The organism is Jeotgalibacillus sp. R-1-5s-1, assembly GCF_004405105.1.
In the GTDB taxonomy this organism is placed as follows: Bacteria; Bacillota; Bacilli; order Bacillales; family Jeotgalibacillaceae; genus Jeotgalibacillus.
Genome location: NZ_SORW01000009.1, coordinates 81914 through 97139, shown reverse-complemented (window position 1 = coordinate 97139; position 15226 = coordinate 81914). Strand labels below are relative to the sequence as shown.

The 15226-nt window shown below is 43.7% G+C and carries 21 protein-coding genes; 18 read left to right on the top strand and 3 right to left on the bottom strand.

The window, feature by feature from the left end; genetic code table 11:
- Positions 1–313 precede the first annotated feature (313 nt).
- The 4 genes from E2491_RS05005 to E2491_RS04990 all read left to right on the top strand — a co-directional run bounded on the left by E2491_RS05005 (position 314) and on the right by E2491_RS04990 (position 3901).
- Positions 314–1633 (top strand): copper amine oxidase, encoded by a 1320-nt coding sequence (locus E2491_RS05005; protein WP_134373565.1) that lies wholly within the window; start codon positions 314–316, stop codon positions 1631–1633.
- 339 nt (positions 1634–1972) lie between these two features.
- Positions 1973–2269: a transposase gene (locus E2491_RS05000; protein WP_134373563.1), complete on the top strand. Its 297-nt coding sequence runs from the start codon at positions 1973–1975 to the stop codon at positions 2267–2269.
- Positions 2270–2280: 11 nt separating this feature from the next.
- The gene (locus E2491_RS04995; RefSeq protein ID WP_244093889.1) at positions 2281–3159 is read left to right on the top strand and encodes an IS3 family transposase; all 879 of its coding nucleotides are present in this window, start codon (positions 2281–2283) and stop codon (positions 3157–3159) included.
- 379 nt (positions 3160–3538) lie between these two features.
- On the top strand, positions 3539–3901 hold the full coding sequence (locus E2491_RS04990) for a hypothetical protein (protein WP_134373559.1): 363 nt from the start codon (positions 3539–3541) through the stop codon (positions 3899–3901).
- On the opposite strand, the gene E2491_RS04985 is transcribed toward E2491_RS04990, so the two are convergent.
- Complete coding sequence (locus tag E2491_RS04985) at positions 3829–4743, bottom strand: LysR family transcriptional regulator (RefSeq protein ID WP_134373557.1); 915 nt, start codon at positions 4741–4743, stop codon at positions 3829–3831. The genes E2491_RS04990 and E2491_RS04985 overlap by 73 nt on opposite strands.
- A 104-nt stretch (positions 4744–4847) precedes the next feature.
- Here E2491_RS04985 and E2491_RS04980 point away from each other — a divergent pair, with 104 nt between their 5' ends.
- The 7 genes from E2491_RS04980 to E2491_RS04950 all read left to right on the top strand — a co-directional run bounded on the left by E2491_RS04980 (position 4848) and on the right by E2491_RS04950 (position 9308).
- Positions 4848–5846 (top strand): YeiH family protein, encoded by a 999-nt coding sequence (locus E2491_RS04980; protein ID WP_134373555.1) that lies wholly within the window; start codon positions 4848–4850, stop codon positions 5844–5846.
- Between the two features lie 117 nt (positions 5847–5963).
- Positions 5964–6197 (top strand): hypothetical protein, encoded by a 234-nt coding sequence (locus E2491_RS04975; protein ID WP_134373553.1) that lies wholly within the window; start codon positions 5964–5966, stop codon positions 6195–6197.
- 134 nt (positions 6198–6331) lie between these two features.
- A complete protein-coding gene (locus E2491_RS04970; RefSeq protein ID WP_134373551.1) occupies positions 6332–7132 on the top strand; it encodes a nucleotidyltransferase domain-containing protein in 801 nt (266 codons plus the stop codon).
- The gene (locus E2491_RS04965) at positions 7095–7595 is read left to right on the top strand and encodes a GNAT family N-acetyltransferase (protein ID WP_134373549.1); all 501 of its coding nucleotides are present in this window, start codon (positions 7095–7097) and stop codon (positions 7593–7595) included. Before E2491_RS04970 ends, E2491_RS04965 begins: the two co-directional genes overlap by 38 nt.
- 2 nt (positions 7596–7597) lie before the next feature.
- Positions 7598–8302, top strand: a complete 705-nt coding sequence (locus E2491_RS04960) for a class I SAM-dependent methyltransferase (RefSeq protein WP_134373547.1) — start codon at positions 7598–7600, stop codon at positions 8300–8302.
- Positions 8299–8688, top strand: a complete 390-nt coding sequence (locus E2491_RS04955; protein ID WP_134373545.1) for a nucleoside 2-deoxyribosyltransferase — start codon at positions 8299–8301, stop codon at positions 8686–8688. Before E2491_RS04960 ends, E2491_RS04955 begins: the two co-directional genes overlap by 4 nt.
- Positions 8685–9308 carry a GNAT family N-acetyltransferase gene (locus E2491_RS04950; protein ID WP_134373543.1) on the top strand — a complete coding sequence of 208 codons (624 nt, stop codon included), beginning with the start codon at positions 8685–8687 and terminating at the stop codon, positions 9306–9308. The genes E2491_RS04955 and E2491_RS04950 overlap by 4 nt, the downstream gene beginning before the upstream one ends.
- Positions 9309–9321: 13 nt before the next feature.
- Here E2491_RS04950 and E2491_RS04945 read toward each other — a convergent pair whose 3' ends face one another.
- Complete coding sequence (locus tag E2491_RS04945; RefSeq protein WP_244093886.1) at positions 9322–9909, bottom strand: YitT family protein; 588 nt, start codon at positions 9907–9909, stop codon at positions 9322–9324.
- Positions 9910–10124: 215 nt separating this feature from the next.
- Here E2491_RS04945 and E2491_RS04940 point away from each other — a divergent pair, with 215 nt between their 5' ends.
- The 4 genes from E2491_RS04940 to E2491_RS04925 are packed head-to-tail and all read left to right on the top strand — an operon-like array spanning position 10125 to position 13101.
- On the top strand, positions 10125–10688 hold the full coding sequence (locus E2491_RS04940) for a YdeI/OmpD-associated family protein (RefSeq protein ID WP_134373541.1): 564 nt from the start codon (positions 10125–10127) through the stop codon (positions 10686–10688).
- On the top strand, positions 10678–11100 hold the full coding sequence (fosB, locus tag E2491_RS04935; protein ID WP_134373539.1) for a metallothiol transferase FosB: 423 nt from the start codon (positions 10678–10680) through the stop codon (positions 11098–11100). The genes E2491_RS04940 and fosB overlap by 11 nt, the downstream gene beginning before the upstream one ends.
- A gap of 12 nt (positions 11101–11112) precedes the next feature.
- Complete coding sequence (locus E2491_RS04930; protein ID WP_134373537.1) at positions 11113–12330, top strand: MFS transporter; 1218 nt, start codon at positions 11113–11115, stop codon at positions 12328–12330.
- 12 nt (positions 12331–12342) lie between these two features.
- Positions 12343–13101, top strand: a complete 759-nt coding sequence (locus E2491_RS04925) for a collagenase (protein ID WP_134373535.1) — start codon at positions 12343–12345, stop codon at positions 13099–13101.
- A gap of 20 nt (positions 13102–13121) precedes the next feature.
- On the opposite strand, the gene E2491_RS04920 is transcribed toward E2491_RS04925, so the two are convergent.
- Positions 13122–13661, bottom strand: coding sequence for a DUF5412 family protein (locus tag E2491_RS04920; RefSeq protein WP_134373533.1), 540 nt, complete (start codon positions 13659–13661; stop codon positions 13122–13124).
- Between the two features lie 185 nt (positions 13662–13846).
- Between E2491_RS04920 and E2491_RS04915 the strand changes: the two genes are divergently transcribed.
- The 3 genes from E2491_RS04915 to E2491_RS04905 are packed head-to-tail and all read left to right on the top strand — an operon-like array spanning position 13847 to position 15224.
- The gene (locus tag E2491_RS04915; protein WP_134373531.1) at positions 13847–14302 is read left to right on the top strand and encodes a VOC family protein; all 456 of its coding nucleotides are present in this window, start codon (positions 13847–13849) and stop codon (positions 14300–14302) included.
- Positions 14303–14322: 20 nt separating this feature from the next.
- Positions 14323–14736 (top strand): GNAT family N-acetyltransferase, encoded by a 414-nt coding sequence (locus tag E2491_RS04910; protein WP_244093888.1) that lies wholly within the window; start codon positions 14323–14325, stop codon positions 14734–14736.
- The gene (locus E2491_RS04905; protein ID WP_134373529.1) at positions 14733–15224 is read left to right on the top strand and encodes a tetratricopeptide repeat protein; all 492 of its coding nucleotides are present in this window, start codon (positions 14733–14735) and stop codon (positions 15222–15224) included. Before E2491_RS04910 ends, E2491_RS04905 begins: the two co-directional genes overlap by 4 nt.
- The last annotated feature ends 2 nt before the right edge of the window (positions 15225–15226 follow it).

The window sequence follows — 15226 nt, the reverse complement described above, 5'->3', positions numbered from 1 at the left end:
TTAGGGACGTACAAACTGGACTGGCCTCGACGAAGATAAAGGAAACACGGTGAACGAAGTGAACCGATGTTGACTTATCGAACGAGAGGACGGGAAGTTTGCTAGTCCCTGCCCGCTGGAGCTGGACAACGGAAAGCGAAGGATGTCCTCTGCGCGGTTTATGAATTTGATTTAGCCGATTTAAAAAACAGCCTCTGCGCTGTTTTTTTATTTTTCTTAATGAATGATTCAAACAAATTCATAAAAAAATTGATCCATTTCTCTCGTTGCTCCGTTTCCTGCCTAAACGGTCAAAACAAGGAGAGTGAGCAACATGAAAAAACAACTGAAAAAAGCAGCCGCTCCGATTTTGGGAATGGCGCTATTAATGCCAACTGCAGCATCAGCAGAAGAAACAGGCTCAGGTGCGGATCTTCGCGCTGACCTTGACTACTTATTATCAGAGCACTTCGTACTGGCAACTAACGCAATGGTAAAGGATTATCTGGATGCGCCGGATGAAGAGGCGTTTATTCAAGCGCTTGATCAGAATGCAGCGGATATGACGCCTGCCATTGCATCAATTTACGGTGAAGAAGGGGCTGCTGAATTTGAGCGGATCTTCCGTGGGCATAATGATTACACGGCGGATATCGTAGCAGCTGCACAGGCTGAAGATGATGCAGCCCGCGCGGCAGCAGAGGAAGAAGTAGAGGCATTTGTCACTGAGTTTTCAGCATTTTTAGCTACAGCAACTGAAGGTAACCTTCCACAGGATGCAGCAGAGGAAGCAATTCGTGCTCATGAAGAAGACGTACTTGCCTTCTTTGACGCTTATGTGGCAGAAGACTATGTAGGTGCCTTTGAAGCATTCCGTGAAGGCTATGATCATATGTTTGTGATTTCTGAAGCATTATCCGGTGCGATCGCAACACAATATCCGGATCAATTTGGAGGAGACGTATCATCAGCCGCATCTGATCTCCGTTCAACACTGAACAGTCTGGCTGGAGAACACCATGCATTAGCGGTAATGGGTATGATCAGCGGTATTGAAGGAACTGCGGATTATGATTTTGTTACATGGGCAGAAGATATGCATACACAGGATTTCAAAGCAGCGATTGCTTCTATTTACGGAGATGAAGCAGCCGGTCAGTTTGAAAGTGTATGGACTGCTAACCATATTGAAGCAGAAGGTGCTTTAGCGGCAGGTCTTGCTGCAGGCGATGAAGAAGCAGTAAATGCTGCGAAAGATCAGTTCACAACGTTTGCAAACGACTTCGGTGCATTCCTTGGAGCGGCAACAGAAGAAAACCTGCCAACAGCTGATGCACAGGCAGCTGTTTTAGGTCATGAAGAACTGAAACAGGAAGCAGCACAGGCTTATGCAGATGGAGACTACGACACGGCAGTGATGAAGCTGCGTGAAGGCTACCAGTACATGTATGGTGTTGGAGAAGCATTGGGGGGAGCCATTGCAGCCCAGTTCCCTGATCAGTTCGGCAGTGAAATGCCTGGCGATATGCCAAATGCAGGCTTAGGTGGAAGCCAGACATCCGGCCATTCTGATATGGCACTGTGGACCGGACTTGGCGTGATGGCTCTTGCAGCAGGCGGCGTATTCGCTGTTCGTAGAAGAACGCAAAACTAAAGGTTTGATGAGACCGGGACAGGTGATGCTGTTTCGGTTTTTTGATGTTTGGAGAGCGGAGTTTGACGCGGAAGATTGATGATGTGGTGCATAGGGGTGTTTTCGCGGATGGATGGGGTTGGGTAAATGGTGTTTAATTTCAGAAGACAAGGCTGCCGATGAGAATTCCTTCATTGCTTTGAGTTATTCAATCGTTTGAAAAATAAATCCCTTCTTTCTGGAAATTAATTCATTCGTTTGAAAAAATGATTCCATCACTAGTGAAGTTAGAATAAAAAGTGGACACGTAGATATCCTTTTTATCATACTGAGGATACCAATAAAAAGGACGTGTTCAACATGCGGAAACAAAAAAGACCAGAAGAGAAAGAGTATATTGCCAAGCTGTATATTGAAGAAGGAAGAAAAGCAACGGACCTGGCTTATGAGTACGATGTGCACCCGACAACTGTGCGGGAATGGGGAAAAGCCTACCGGTTGAAAAAACAGAGTCCAGCAACGCCAGATGCCCCATTGTTGACGCCAACAGAGATCGAGCAGCGACTACACGAAGCAGAGAAAGCCTTGAAAGAGCGAGATGAGGAGATTGAAATCTTAAAAAAGGCCATGCATGTCTTCGCCAAAAGCCGAACGTAGTCTATGTATTTATCCAAAATCATATTGGTGAATACAGCGTAGTGAAGATGTGCAAAGTACTGGAGGTGTCAAAAAGCGGCTTCTACAAATGGCGTCAGGAACAGAACTCTGAGAAACGACGGGCACGTCAAGCTTGGCAGGAAGAACTCAAACAGAAGATCAAACGATCTTACTATGAAAGCTATGGTTTATATGGGAGTCCTCGTATTCATCAGGATCTTAAATCATGGGGTTATTCGGTGTCCGAACGGACAATTGGTAAACTCATGAAAGAGATGGGATTGAGTGCATCGCCAAAAGAAAAATTCGTCGTGACAACAGACTCGAATCACGATCAAGATGTCTATCCTAATCATCTGAATCGCACGTTCGATGTTGATGCGCCTAATGAAGCCTGGGTGTCGGACATCACCTACATCCGAACAAGAGAGGGGTGGCTCTATCTCGCAAGTGTCATGGATTTGTTTTCCCGTAAAATTGTTGGTTGGAGCTTAGATTCCACCATGAAGAAAGAATTGCCGCTTGATGCGCTTCAACAAGCACTATTACTAAGGAATCCGACTGGACCTCTGATTCATCATTCTGATCGTGGATCCCAGTATTGCGCGGATGACTACACAAAAGAGCTGGATCGTCATCAGATCCAAATCAGCATGAGCAGAAAAGGCGATCCTTATGACAATGCCTGCATCGAATCGTTTCATGCGACATTGAAAAAAGAACTGGTGTATCGACATCACTTCAGCACACGTGAAGAAGCAAGAAAAGAGATCAGTCGTTATATTGGTGAATTCTATAACTTACGAAGACGTCATTCAACACTTGGCTATTTATCACCAGTGGCTTATGAAAAAAAGCATCAAGCCTCCTCACGGAAGACGGTTTCTTAAACGTTACCAGCCATCACCATCGGTTCGCCTTTGAACCGATGGTGATGGCTGGTTGAGCAAGCAAAGCGCGCTAGGCTTCAAAAGATAAGAAGGTTTATTTAGTGTCCACTTTATTGACAGAAGACCAGAATGAAGGGAAAAGAGTGCGTGAAGAGGCTGGTGAAGGAATAAAGTGCTGGAAAGAAGCAATTCAATTCTGGAAAGAAGGATAAAAAATCCAGAAAGATTGAAAAACGAAACGGAATGAAGGAATCCCTGCTGAAGCCCGAATCCCATATCCATCCCACACAAATGATTCAAAAACCCCGTCACCAATCCACCCACCTCTGCATTCACTAAACTAAACCAAATCATGCCCTCGTTAAAGGAGGCACAGCGTATGTCGTATCCTTTATTTCCATTTGACCCGGGCAATAGCATCAATAGCAGCAGCGGCTTGTCGGCATCCAGGCTTGCCGTAGTGGCGGCGGTTCTGACAACGATTGCAGACGCGATTGGAACGGTTGCCGCAGTCCGCGCAGTAGAAGAGGAAATTCAAAGTAATATTGAAGATCAGCAAAGACAGGATGAGCAAAACAGAATGCTTCAGGAGCTGCAAAATCAGATTGCGCAGCTTCAGAAACAAATAGAATCATCGACTCAGTCGGGTCAATCGACCTCAACTCCATCTTATTCAATTACAATTGAATCGCTCAACATCACACTTCCGTCCTCTGAAACCAACAATGATATAAATACCTGAAGTGCCTTTGTCTGAAAGGAAGAAGCGGTGACGATTGAAAATTCTCTTTTAAACGGTAAACCTTTAACAGGCAACATAACAAGGTCGCCGCGGGCCAGCTCTTTTTTGATGGCCCATTTCGATAACAGGGTGACGCCAAGTCCGGATTCAACCGCTTCCTTAATCGCCTGTGTGCTGCTGAAGATCATCATGTTAGATGGAGAAATATCAAGCAGCTTGAAAACATGTTCTGCTGCTTCGCGTGTTCCTGAACCTTCCTCCCGGCAGATCCACAGCTGATCAGCCAGCAATGAAGCCCCCAGTCTTTTTCTTTTCGCTAAAGGATGCCTGCTTGAAGCCACAATGACCATTTCATCGTTGGAATGTTTAGTAGTCGATAATGACTTCTCCTGTTTGAAATGACCTTCCACAATGCCGATATCAAGATGATTGCGACTGACTAGATCGGCGATATGAGCCGTATTGCCGATTTCAACGGATGGCTGTATGTCGGGATAAAGCTGATGCAGCTTTGCAATAATCGGCGGCAGCACATATTCACCAAAGGTATAGCTCGCACCGATCGTCAGTGGGCCGCTTGCCTGATTGGTGACGTCATCAACAAGACGCCTCATGTGCTGATAAAGTCGATCCATTTCTTTTGCGTGATGGAGAACAATTTCACCGGCCTGATTTAACCGCACATATTTATTCGTGCGTTCGAGCAGTCTTGAACCCATTTTTTCTTCAAATGCTCTGATATGCTGACTGACGGCGGATTGAGTCATGTGAAGGGTTGATGCGGCTTTAGAAAAGCTTTTTTGTTCAGCGACAGTGATAAAGATTTGCAGTTGTTGGTCCATCGGGATCACCTCAATTATCATTTTACTTATTGTTATTATTATAAATATTAATTTTTCTTATGAACAGTTTGGGCGTATGATGTGCAATAGAGGAGTGACGCATCATGACGTTATCATCAAAACAGGCATGGCTTAGCGGCGTGCTTTTTACTTTTTTTATCGCCCTTCTCGGGTATTTACTTGCTTTGGTACCAGGCTTTGATCGTGTGGGTCAGCTGGCTGGAGCGATTGTACTGGCGGTGTTTTACCGTCAGATTTTCGGTTATCCGGATAAGATCCGTTCAGGTATCACTTTTTCCACGAAACGCCTGTTGCGTGTGGCGATCGTTTTGTATGGATTGAAGCTCAATATTGAGATTGTGCTGAATGATGGGCTTGGATTACTTGCGAGGGATGCTGCTGTTATTATCTTCGCGATTTTTGCGACCATATGGCTGGCGAAAAAGCTCCGTGCTGATCGAAGTATTTCGATGCTGGTGGCGGTTGGAACGGGCGTTTGTGGTGCGGCAGCGATCGCAGCTGTGGCACCGATTATCCGTGCGAAAGAAAGGGATACTGCGATCGCAGTTGGCATGATCGCTTTACTCGGCACGATTTTTGCATTAGCTTATACATTGCTGCGCCCTATTCTTCCTTTAGATGATGTGCAGTACGGCATGTGGGTTGGATTAAGTCTTCATGAGATTGCCCATGTAGCGCTTGCCGGAGAACCTGCGGGTGAAGAGGGACTGGCGATGGCGCTGCTTGCAAAGCTTGGCCGTGTATTTCTATTAATCCCACTTTGTCTGATTCTCGTTTACTGGGTCAACCGCAAAACAGAGGCTTCAGAATCTGCTGAAGCAAAGATTGCTTTTCCGTGGTTTTTAGTAGGATTTTTATTACTAAGTGTGATTGGAACGTATGTGATCGGTCCGGTTATTCCTATGTCAGATCAGGTGTTGGACTTTATTTCTGATCTGACGACGTGGCTGTTGACTGCCGCAATGGTGGGGCTTGGATTGAATGTCAGTCTGGAGGACATTCGTGACCGTGCTATGAAGCCATTTTTAGTTATTTTAACAGTCTCAATTTTGTTGTCCGTCTGGACTTATTTTATTGTGTGAATAATCGAAAAAGGTAGTGTATGGAAACCCTGTCCGTTACAATAAATGTAATGGACAGGGTTTTTTAATGCAGAGAGGATGCTGTAAATGTGGATAGATGTGTTGGCGGATTTAGGGATGAGTTTACAGATGTTTTTTCGCAGTACACCGTCAGATGATGTCGTGGACCAGAATAGAAACATGCTGAGCCGGAGTGCCCGCTTTCAGCCTTATTTTCAGGACCATTCGGAAAAGGTTGAGAAGGATGACGCGGTACGATGTGTGATTGGCAAAGCGAATCCGGATCGGGCCATGAGAGATGAAAAATATGCAGAGAGGCTTGAGCGGAAACTGATAAAGGCACTCAAGTGAGGTGAAACAGATGGGATGGGCTCTATTAATTGCTCTATTTTATGCACCGATGTTTTATCAAATCCACAAGCGTCTTCGCTATCTGGAAAACCGCGTGGCGGAGCTTGAAGGTGAGAAAGAAGGGAAGTGAGTAAATGAAAATCCAGACAGAAGCGGTTCGTGCATTAACGGAATCTCTGAGCGGGAATCCGTTAGTGAAAGCAGTCATTTTAAAAGGCTCGCTGGGAAGAGGAGAGGGAGACGATTTTTCGGATGTCGATCTGTATTGCTTTGTAGAGAAAGAGGATACGGAACGATTTCTAAAGGACCGTATCCGGCATCTTGAAGCTTACAGACCGATTCTTTTTTATGAGGATTGCTTTATTATTGCTCCTCAGATCATTGCTGTGTATGACAATCTTCTACATGTTGACTTGTTTACAGTGACAGAGGAAACGTTTAAAACGTCGGATTTCTTTGAGGTACTGTATGACCAGGATAACATCATGGATCAGTTTGTTTCGAGGCAGCATTTGACGCTATCTGAAGAAGAGTTTGAGGGGGAGGCTTACGGTGTAGCATGGTTTCTTTTTCAATACAGAAAAGCTTGCAAGCGCGGCAATGACGTGTTGGCGGTTGAACTGTTACATGCGGTTACGAAAAGTCTGGCAAAGGTCGTGCTGCATCAATACAGGCCTGATCGGGCACAGCTTGGGTTGAAGTGTATGGAGAAAGAGCTTCCAGAAGTTCAAGTGGCTGAGTTTCGTTCCATTTTATCGAAGCTGACACCCGGTCATCATAAACAGGCAGCTGATGAGATTCTTTTATATTTAGAGAGAGAAGGCGACTGGCTGAAGGAGACATTGGGTGAGCATTCGGACGCCAAACGATTTTTAATTAAAATACAGGAGGTTTTTCGTGAAGAACTCATCGTTGGACAACAGTCACAGCGCTAAGGTGCGCCTTGTACATTATTCAGACCAATATGCTGAGGATTTGAAGCGATATGTGCTGCCTCCTGAACAGCTCCCGTTTACGGCAATGCCGCTTGAGAAATTAGCGGAGTTAAAGGAAGGCCAGCATCCAGTCGTTATAACAGCCAATGAGCAGGCGGTTGGTTTTTTCATCTTACATACGAATGAGTTCGTCAGGACGTTAACGGATCATCCGGCAGCCATTCTGCTCGGATCCTTTTCAGTGTCGGCTGATCATCAGGGGAAAGGGTATGGTACAGCGGGCTTACGGCTGTTATCTGACTGGGTCAGGCAGGCGTTACCGGGTTATTCAGAGGTCGTGCTTTCGGTGAACCTGAAAAACGACCGCGCATTTGATTTGTATTGCAAAGTCGGATTCGAAGACACAGGAAGGCGAATCGGCGGACCCATAGGTGATCAGCGGGTGATGAGGATGGAGGTGTGAGGTTGGATGCAAGGGTAAAGGAAATCAGAAAAGAAGAAAAAGCCTATCATGACAAGGTTTACGAGGAATCGGTTTTGTTTGAACCTGGATCCTGGCTTGTGAGTCCAGTTCGATCTGTTATTCAGACAGTAGATCTGTTTGACTATAAGAATATCAATGTATTGGATATCGGTTCAGGTGTAGGAAGGAACAGTATTCCCATTGCACAGAAGGTTCAAAGTTCAGGTGGTATGGTGACGTGTGTAGATCTTTTGGAGTCGGCGATTGTGAAACTGAGGGAGTACAGTCGAAAGTATGGAGTGGAGAATCAAATAATAAGTGTCCAGTCAACGATCGAAGACTTTAGGATCGCTGAACATACATATGATTATATTGTAGCTGTCTCGAGCCTTGAGCATTGTGCCAGTTTGAATGATTTCAAAGAAATTCTTTCAAATATGAGAGCTGGTACAAGAGAGAGAGGTATACACTATTTGGTTATTAATACGGATATGGAAGAGATTGATATGACCACAGGGAAACAGTTGAATGTCCAGTTAGAAGTCGATTTGTCTACCAGAGATTTAGATGCTATTTTGACTAGCGGATATCAGGGATGGGATGTATTAGATCATCACATAAAAGTGTTAACGTTTGAAATTGAGAGAAACGGTCTGGCCGTTCAACTTAATACAAGGGCCGTTACATTTGTGGTGAGAAAACTATGAAATTCTACATCGCATCCGGCTTTCAAAATAAACATGCAGTTCAGCACGTAAGTCAATCACTGAAAACAAATGGCTGGATTCATACATATGACTGGACAAAAAATGAGCGGGCGAGCAGTTATGACATGCTGCGGGAGATTGGAGAACTGGAACGTGATGCAGTTTTAGCGGCTGATTTGTTGATCGTGCTGTTGCCTGGCGGGAAAGGAACACTTATTGAAATGGGGCTTGCCCTTGCTCAAAGAAAGAAGATTTATTTAGTTGCGCCAGATGAACGTGCGTGGGATTTTGACCAGACGAGTACGTTTTATCATTTGCCGGAGGTTGAGGGGTTCACGGGAAGTGTTGAGGATTTCATCTTTTACATGTTAGGGGATTTAAAATGAAGATTCTAAACTATGAAAAACAATTCGAGCAGAGCTGGCTCAGATGCAGGCTGCTTTCTTATTTTTATTCTGCCTTTTATGAGGACGTAGTACGTGAAAAACCAGTGTTTTCTAATCGATCGATTGAACTGATCGCGGTACAGGATGACGAGGTCATTGGATTAATAGATGTGGTACTCGATGATCCTGAGAATAAGCTTACTTTTTTGAGAAAAGAACACGGTGCTTTTATCGCCACGATTGCTGTTCATCCTGACCATCAGCAAAGCGGCATTGCACAGGCGTTATATAATGAAGCGATAAAAAGACTAGACCAATATGAGAACTTGTCTTTCATTGAGCTTTATACGCGTGATGATGAGGCGGCGAACCGCTTTTATGAAAAACAGGGCTTTGTTCAGTCGGTTAAGTACTACGACGTTTTTGGGGTGGAGAAAGGTCTGCGTAAGCCGGTGAGTGTAAAGCCTGGAGAGGGAAGAGTGCTGGCTGAAAGTGACGGGAAGCCGGTCAGGTTTGCTCTGGTGGACAGCATTTATGAAGCCTATGACGAGCATGGGATTGATCAGATTGACCATGACAGGGTCGTGCCGGTTTATGGGTATGTGAAAGAGTTTAGCTGAGTTCAACCGTGGGTTATTTCGACCATATTCTTGATGACATGAGACTGGTCGTGATGCCTACAAAAAAGATTGTCAAACAGGACATGAACAGAGAGTCTCCTCCAAGGATCAGACTTCCGGTAAAAACGATCACAAAATCAATGATAAAAATGGTGAAGCCTGGATTGATGTTATGTCGTCTGGCAAACAGGAGACCTAAAAGATCGGTTCCTCCAATACTGATATTTCGTTGCAGCATTCCTCCAATGCCGATTCCAACACTTATCCCACCGAGAATAGCGTTTATAAAAGAAGCAGAGGTTGACCATTCAGAAAACTGTAATGGCGAGAACAGATCAATCATGAAAGAAGATAAGATCATACCGTGAAGGCCGTTATAAAAAAAGGAACGATTTTTATACCAGGATAAAACAAAAATTGGAATATTGATTAAAAGCACAACGAGACCGATCTGAACGCCAGTAACGTAATGCGAAACTAAGCCAATCCCAACCGCACCTCCGTCGAGTAGCTTCGCTGGGACTAAAAAAAGATTTACTCCTATAGCAATTAATAAGCTTCCAAAAAAGATAGCAATTCCTTTATGTAAAAAATTCATCATTTCCCGCCTTGTCGTGAGTATGATCGGAATAAAATAGAATACCTGATGCAGTTCAGTCGATAGAGACAATCAATAAAAGATATGAGAAGGATTTGAACTTATGATCATTAAAAGAGGGATATTATATTAGAGATAATAAAGAAGAAATTATCTGCTTTATGGTTATGTAAAAGAGGTTTAATCGATCACATCATTCATTGATGGGAGGCTTGGTGATGAAGACGTTGCGTGTTGCATCAATCATCGAGTGGAGAAAGTGGCTAGAGCAAAATCATCTAAATGAACGGGAAGTTTGGCTTGAAAATCCACGAACAGAAAATGGTTATATGCTTGATTATATCGAAACAGTGGAAGAAGCCATTTGTTTTGGCTGGATTGATGGCATTGCAAAAAAATCAGAAGAGAGTCACATGCTTCAGAGGTTCACTCCAAGGAAAAAGAATAGTAACTGGACTGAGCTAAACAAAGAAAGAGCCAGAAGATTAATCCGCCTTGGAAAAATGCATCCATCAGGATATTCAGTATGTCCGGATTTAGATGAGAAGTCTTTTGTCATCCAGCCTGAGGTGTACAAAAAAATAATCGAAGATGAACATGTAAAGAGCCGATTTGAAGCACTGCCTGATCTCTACAAGCGGGTGAGAATTGGTTATATTCAGGAATTCCGGCCGGGTCATCCTGAATTTGAAAGGAGATTAGCAAACTTTATCCAGCAGACAAAGAAGGGCAAAATGTATGGGAATTGGAACGATGGAGGGAAGCTGACAAATGAAGATTAAAGGGATTAACCATCTTTTATTCTCTGTTTCAAATCTGGAAGCATCTATTTCATTTTACGAAACAGTATTTAATGCAAAACTGCTTGTGAAAGGGAATACGACAGCTTATTTTGACTTGAACGGAATATGGCTGGCGTTAAACGAGGAAAAAGAGATTCCACGTTCAGAGATACATGATTCCTATACTCATATTGCTTTCACCTTGGATGAACAGGATCTGGAGAATGAATTGAAAAGGTTGAAGGAACTGAATGTTCATATCCTGAACGGAAGAAAAAGAGATGACAGGGATCGGGAGTCGGTCTATTTTACAGATCCTGATGGTCATAAGTTTGAACTTCATACAGGGTCACTGCAGGATCGGCTTGATTATTACAGGCAGGATAAAGAACATATGGAATTTTATACATAATGGAGTGATGACATGACTTCAAATCAAAAGTGGCGGGCTCCGGGTCTGCTTTTAGCATCAACCGGCATCTCGTCACTGGGGGATTTTATTTATCTGGTGGCGATTAATCTGATTGTCTTTAATATGACAGGATCAGCTGCGGCAGTTGCAGGGTTATGGATTGTTGGACCGCTGACGAATATTGTCATGAAATTCTGGACAGGTAGCTTCATTGATTACAGAAGTAAACGAAAAGTGATCATCACAACTTATTGGGTCAGAGCCTTGTTCATTGCACTGATTCCATTTGCACCAAATGTAATGATCGTTTATTTATTGTTGATTTTGTTAAGTGTAGCGAAATCATTTTTTGGTCCTTCCTCTGTAACTTACATCACCATGCTTGTTCCTCTTACGATGAGAAAAAGGTTTAATTCAATCCGCGCGCTCACGATGTCAGGGGCATTTATTTTAGGGCCGGCGTTGGCAGGTGTCATGATTTTGGTTTCTTCCGTTGATCTGACTATCTGGCTCACTTCCATTCTTTTTGTGCTGGCAGCTTTACTGTTTATTGGCCTGCCTGACAAAGAGGAGATTGATCGGGCATCTATCCCGAAACTCACGATGAAACAGGTTGGAGCTGATTTCAGTGTGGTGATGGAGTTTGTCAAAGCGCATTCTTATGTGGCGATGGTTTATATGAGCTTTCTCGCAGTGATGCTGTTTACGTTTGCGATGGATGCTCAGGAGGTTGTTTTCTCAAGGGAAGTGGTGGGATTGTCAGAGTTTGAATACAGTATGCTCATCAGTATTACGGGCATTGGTGCCATTGTTGGTGGGTTTGTTCTTTCGGTTCTGGCAGACCGGCTGTCGATTCGGATGATGATGACGATCGGGATTTTGATGGTTACAACGGGTTATCTCGTCTATTCGTTTGCCTGGTCGTTCGCATCGATCGCAACCGGCTTTATCATTCTCGGTTTTTTCATGTCATTCCTCAATTCAGGGATTGAAACGTTTTATCAGAATAATGTGCCCGTTGAGATCATGGGCCGTGTGACCAGCGTGTTCGAATTAATCCAGAGTGCTTTCCAGGTGATGTTTGTGTTACTGCTGGGGCTTGCTGCAGATTTCTTCTCGTTACGGGAAGCCATTGTCACTGCTTCATTGCTCATGCTCGTTACCGCTTCAGCCTTTTCTATGCTCGTGTGGAAGCCAGGGTATCAGCGTGCATTTGTGGAGGGGGAATGAAAGGAGTTAACCATGAAACATTTTTATGCGTTTGAGACTGCTGACGAAATACAGCAGTATGAAGAAATGATTAATGATTTTAAAGTGAAAATACAAGATTACCAACGCGTGCTTGAGGAGCAGTTTGAATTAAAGGATGCACCGAAAGCAGTCATATGGACAACGTCTGAGGCTGCGACTCAAATTTTCAGCGATACTCCAATCCCCGCCTTTACAAGAAAAGATCTGATCTATCTTTCACCTGATCTGACATGGTGGAGCGAGATGTTTTTATCGCAATTACAGGGGAAAGATCTGCCGATTGATATTCATAATTTTTTCAGGAACTTTTCAGGGCAGCATCTGCTGGCGATTTTAGGGCATGAGCTTACACATCATCTGGACTTGTTTTACGACGATTTTGAAGATGAACGGGAGAACAGTATCTGGTTTGAGGAAGGGATGTGTGAGTATCTTCCAAGGAAGCTGATGCTCGGGGATGAAGAGTTTGAGAAAACGACTTCTGTTGAAAAACATCTGGTTGAAGCCTTTCAGGATGACTACGGACATCGGCCTCTTGATGATTTTGGTACAGCTTCCTACGATGCATCGCTGGCCAGTATCTTTTTTGACTACCGGAGGAGTTATCTGCTGGTAAAACACCTCGTTGAAGGCGTGTATCAGGGGAATATCCAAGCCGTGTTCGCGGATTATAAGGAATGGTATTTTGGGGATAGAAAGCAGTCGCTTACTTCCTTTTTTGAAGGGAGAGTAACAAAGACACTCAAATAATCTGAGTGTCTTTGTGTTGGTCAGCTTTCATTTGCGTAACAATTTTCATATTCATCTTTAATGATCAAACTCTGACACGCTAAGCCGGTATCGTGATAAATGTCTGATTCCACGTTTAATAACGTGCTGGTGTCTTCAAACTCGTCCTTATTCACAATGGACAATGTTGCATCGTCTTTCCAGGATAAAGAAAACATACCTTTCGCATCACTTAAATAAATTGTTTTGTCTTTATTGTCGTGGTCATGAAAGGTGATATCAACCCATACATGTACACCGCCGGCAGCACCTCCATATTCCTTAAAATAAGAGGTTGCTGTATAGTCGCCTGTTGGTGATTCAACAGGACCTTTATATCGTGTTCCGTTTGTCTGATCAAATGTGAAGAAGTAGCTTTGATAAAAAAACAGCACAGCTGTCAGTGATAGAAAAGTGGCGAAAATAAGGGACGTTTTTCTAGGAAAGCTTTTCTTTTTTAATAAAAACGGAACAATTTTTATTAAGAGAAAAATAAGCAATAAAACAGTAATGGCGGTCAGTAAGATCGTTCGAATAAACATCGCATCTCCTTTATAGGTAAGAGTATGTATATAAGGATGCCGAAATAAACTGAAAATTTCAACCGTTTTCCTGTAAATTTAAAGAAAGGGGAGGTTATTTACAAACGAATGTTTAAGTGGATTTCCGACTTACGGCTGAAAAGAAACATTGTCAAATTTGATATGGTAAGGGTGAGGTGATCAAGATGATAAAAGGATTGTACGAGGCGCATTTACCGGTAAGTAATTTGAAGGCTTCGATTACTTTTTACGAAAAGCTCGGACTTGAACTTGCGCATGAGCAGGAGAAAATTGCTTTTATGTGGATTGTGAAGGGTGAGAGCTGGCTGGGGTTGTGGGAGACAGAACAGGTGAAGATTCCTTACCATGCTTCTATCCGTCATGTAGCGTTTCATGCTGAGAAAGAAGATATCCTGAGGGCGAAACACTGGCTGAATGAACGTGGAATTGAAGTCAGAACCATGTTTGGCTTTGATGAAACACGTCAGCCGCTTGTACTGCCAAATAACCCTCAGGCACATGCTGCCATTTACTTTGACGACCCGGACGGAAACTCACTTGAATTGATTACGCCAATCCGGCTCGATGTTGAAGAGGATTTTAACATGATGAGTTTTGAGGAGTGGGAGGCAAGAGGTTGAGTGCTGTGATTACTTATCAAATGCAGGGGCCACGCGTGTGCAGTCAGATGAAGGAGGTCTATGAATCAGTGGGCTGGATGAAGCACACTGAGCTGCAGATTGAACGGGTATTTCAGGCGAGCACGCATTACATTCTTGCCAAACATGATCATCGCATTATTGGCTTCAGTCGAGCGCTGTCAGATGGTGTTTTTAATGCAGCGATTTATGATGTCGTGGTACATCAGGAATATCAGGGTCAGGGGATTGCGCAGGAAATGATGGAACGTCTCATCCATGAGCTTGGTGACCTGTCTTGTATTCATCTGATTTCAACCACAGGTAATGAAAAATTTTATAAGAAAACCGGGTTCCAAAAAGTGGTGACGGGAATGGCTCGTTATAGAGATCCACATTTAAAAGAAGAATATCTGGAAAAAGGAGAGCAAGTATGAACATTGAAGAGACCGTGAAACAGGCGGTTCAGCTACGTGATGAACGGAAGCTGAAAGAGTCTAATGAGCTGTTGATCCGGCTTGCAGAAGCCTATCCTGAGAATCCGGAGGTCCGTTATCAATGTGCGTGGAGTTTAGATGTGTTGGGACTTGAAGCCGCTGCCGTGCCACATTATGAAAAAGCGATCGAAGCAGGGTTGACTGTTGACCAGTTAAAGGGAGCTTATCTTGGATTAGGCAGTACTTACCGCACACTTGGGGAATATGATAAGTCAAAAAAAGTCCTGTCGAAAGGCATCAAACTTTTCCCGAATGAGCATGCCATACGCGTTTTTTATGCGCTAAGTCTATATAATCTCGGGGAACATCATGATGCGATGGAGCTTCTGTTGACCAGCTTACTCGAAACGACAAGTGATGAGTCAATCAGAGCCTATGAAAAGGCACTGACCTTTTATAAATCAAGGCTGGATGAGGTATGGACTTGATC

What these genes read in the sequence shown, in the direction of transcription:
- E2491_RS05005 (WP_134373565.1), top strand. Translation starts at nt 314, where the DNA reads ATGAAAAAACAACTGAAAAAAGCAGCCGCTCCGATTTTGGGAATGGCG.
- E2491_RS05000 (WP_134373563.1), top strand. Translation starts at nt 1,973, where the DNA reads ATGCGGAAACAAAAAAGACCAGAAGAGAAAGAGTATATTGCCAAGCTG.
- E2491_RS04990 (WP_134373559.1), top strand. Translation starts at nt 3,539, where the DNA reads ATGTCGTATCCTTTATTTCCATTTGACCCGGGCAATAGCATCAATAGC.
- E2491_RS04985 (WP_134373557.1), bottom strand. Translation starts at nt 4,743, where the DNA reads ATGGACCAACAACTGCAAATCTTTATCACTGTCGCTGAACAAAAAAGC.
- E2491_RS04980 (WP_134373555.1), top strand. Translation starts at nt 4,848, where the DNA reads ATGACGTTATCATCAAAACAGGCATGGCTTAGCGGCGTGCTTTTTACT.
- E2491_RS04975 (WP_134373553.1), top strand. Translation starts at nt 5,964, where the DNA reads ATGAGTTTACAGATGTTTTTTCGCAGTACACCGTCAGATGATGTCGTG.
- E2491_RS04970 (WP_134373551.1), top strand. Translation starts at nt 6,332, where the DNA reads ATGAAAATCCAGACAGAAGCGGTTCGTGCATTAACGGAATCTCTGAGC.
- E2491_RS04955 (WP_134373545.1), top strand. Translation starts at nt 8,299, where the DNA reads ATGAAATTCTACATCGCATCCGGCTTTCAAAATAAACATGCAGTTCAG.
- E2491_RS04950 (WP_134373543.1), top strand. Translation starts at nt 8,685, where the DNA reads ATGAAGATTCTAAACTATGAAAAACAATTCGAGCAGAGCTGGCTCAGA.
- E2491_RS04945 (WP_244093886.1), bottom strand. Translation starts at nt 9,909, where the DNA reads ATGATGAATTTTTTACATAAAGGAATTGCTATCTTTTTTGGAAGCTTA.
- E2491_RS04940 (WP_134373541.1), top strand. Translation starts at nt 10,125, where the DNA reads ATGAAGACGTTGCGTGTTGCATCAATCATCGAGTGGAGAAAGTGGCTA.
- fosB (WP_134373539.1), top strand. Translation starts at nt 10,678, where the DNA reads ATGAAGATTAAAGGGATTAACCATCTTTTATTCTCTGTTTCAAATCTG.
- E2491_RS04930 (WP_134373537.1), top strand. Translation starts at nt 11,113, where the DNA reads ATGACTTCAAATCAAAAGTGGCGGGCTCCGGGTCTGCTTTTAGCATCA.
- E2491_RS04925 (WP_134373535.1), top strand. Translation starts at nt 12,343, where the DNA reads ATGAAACATTTTTATGCGTTTGAGACTGCTGACGAAATACAGCAGTAT.
- E2491_RS04920 (WP_134373533.1), bottom strand. Translation starts at nt 13,661, where the DNA reads ATGTTTATTCGAACGATCTTACTGACCGCCATTACTGTTTTATTGCTT.
- E2491_RS04915 (WP_134373531.1), top strand. Translation starts at nt 13,847, where the DNA reads ATGATAAAAGGATTGTACGAGGCGCATTTACCGGTAAGTAATTTGAAG.
- E2491_RS04910 (WP_244093888.1), top strand. Translation starts at nt 14,323, where the DNA reads ATGCAGGGGCCACGCGTGTGCAGTCAGATGAAGGAGGTCTATGAATCA.
- E2491_RS04905 (WP_134373529.1), top strand. Translation starts at nt 14,733, where the DNA reads ATGAACATTGAAGAGACCGTGAAACAGGCGGTTCAGCTACGTGATGAA.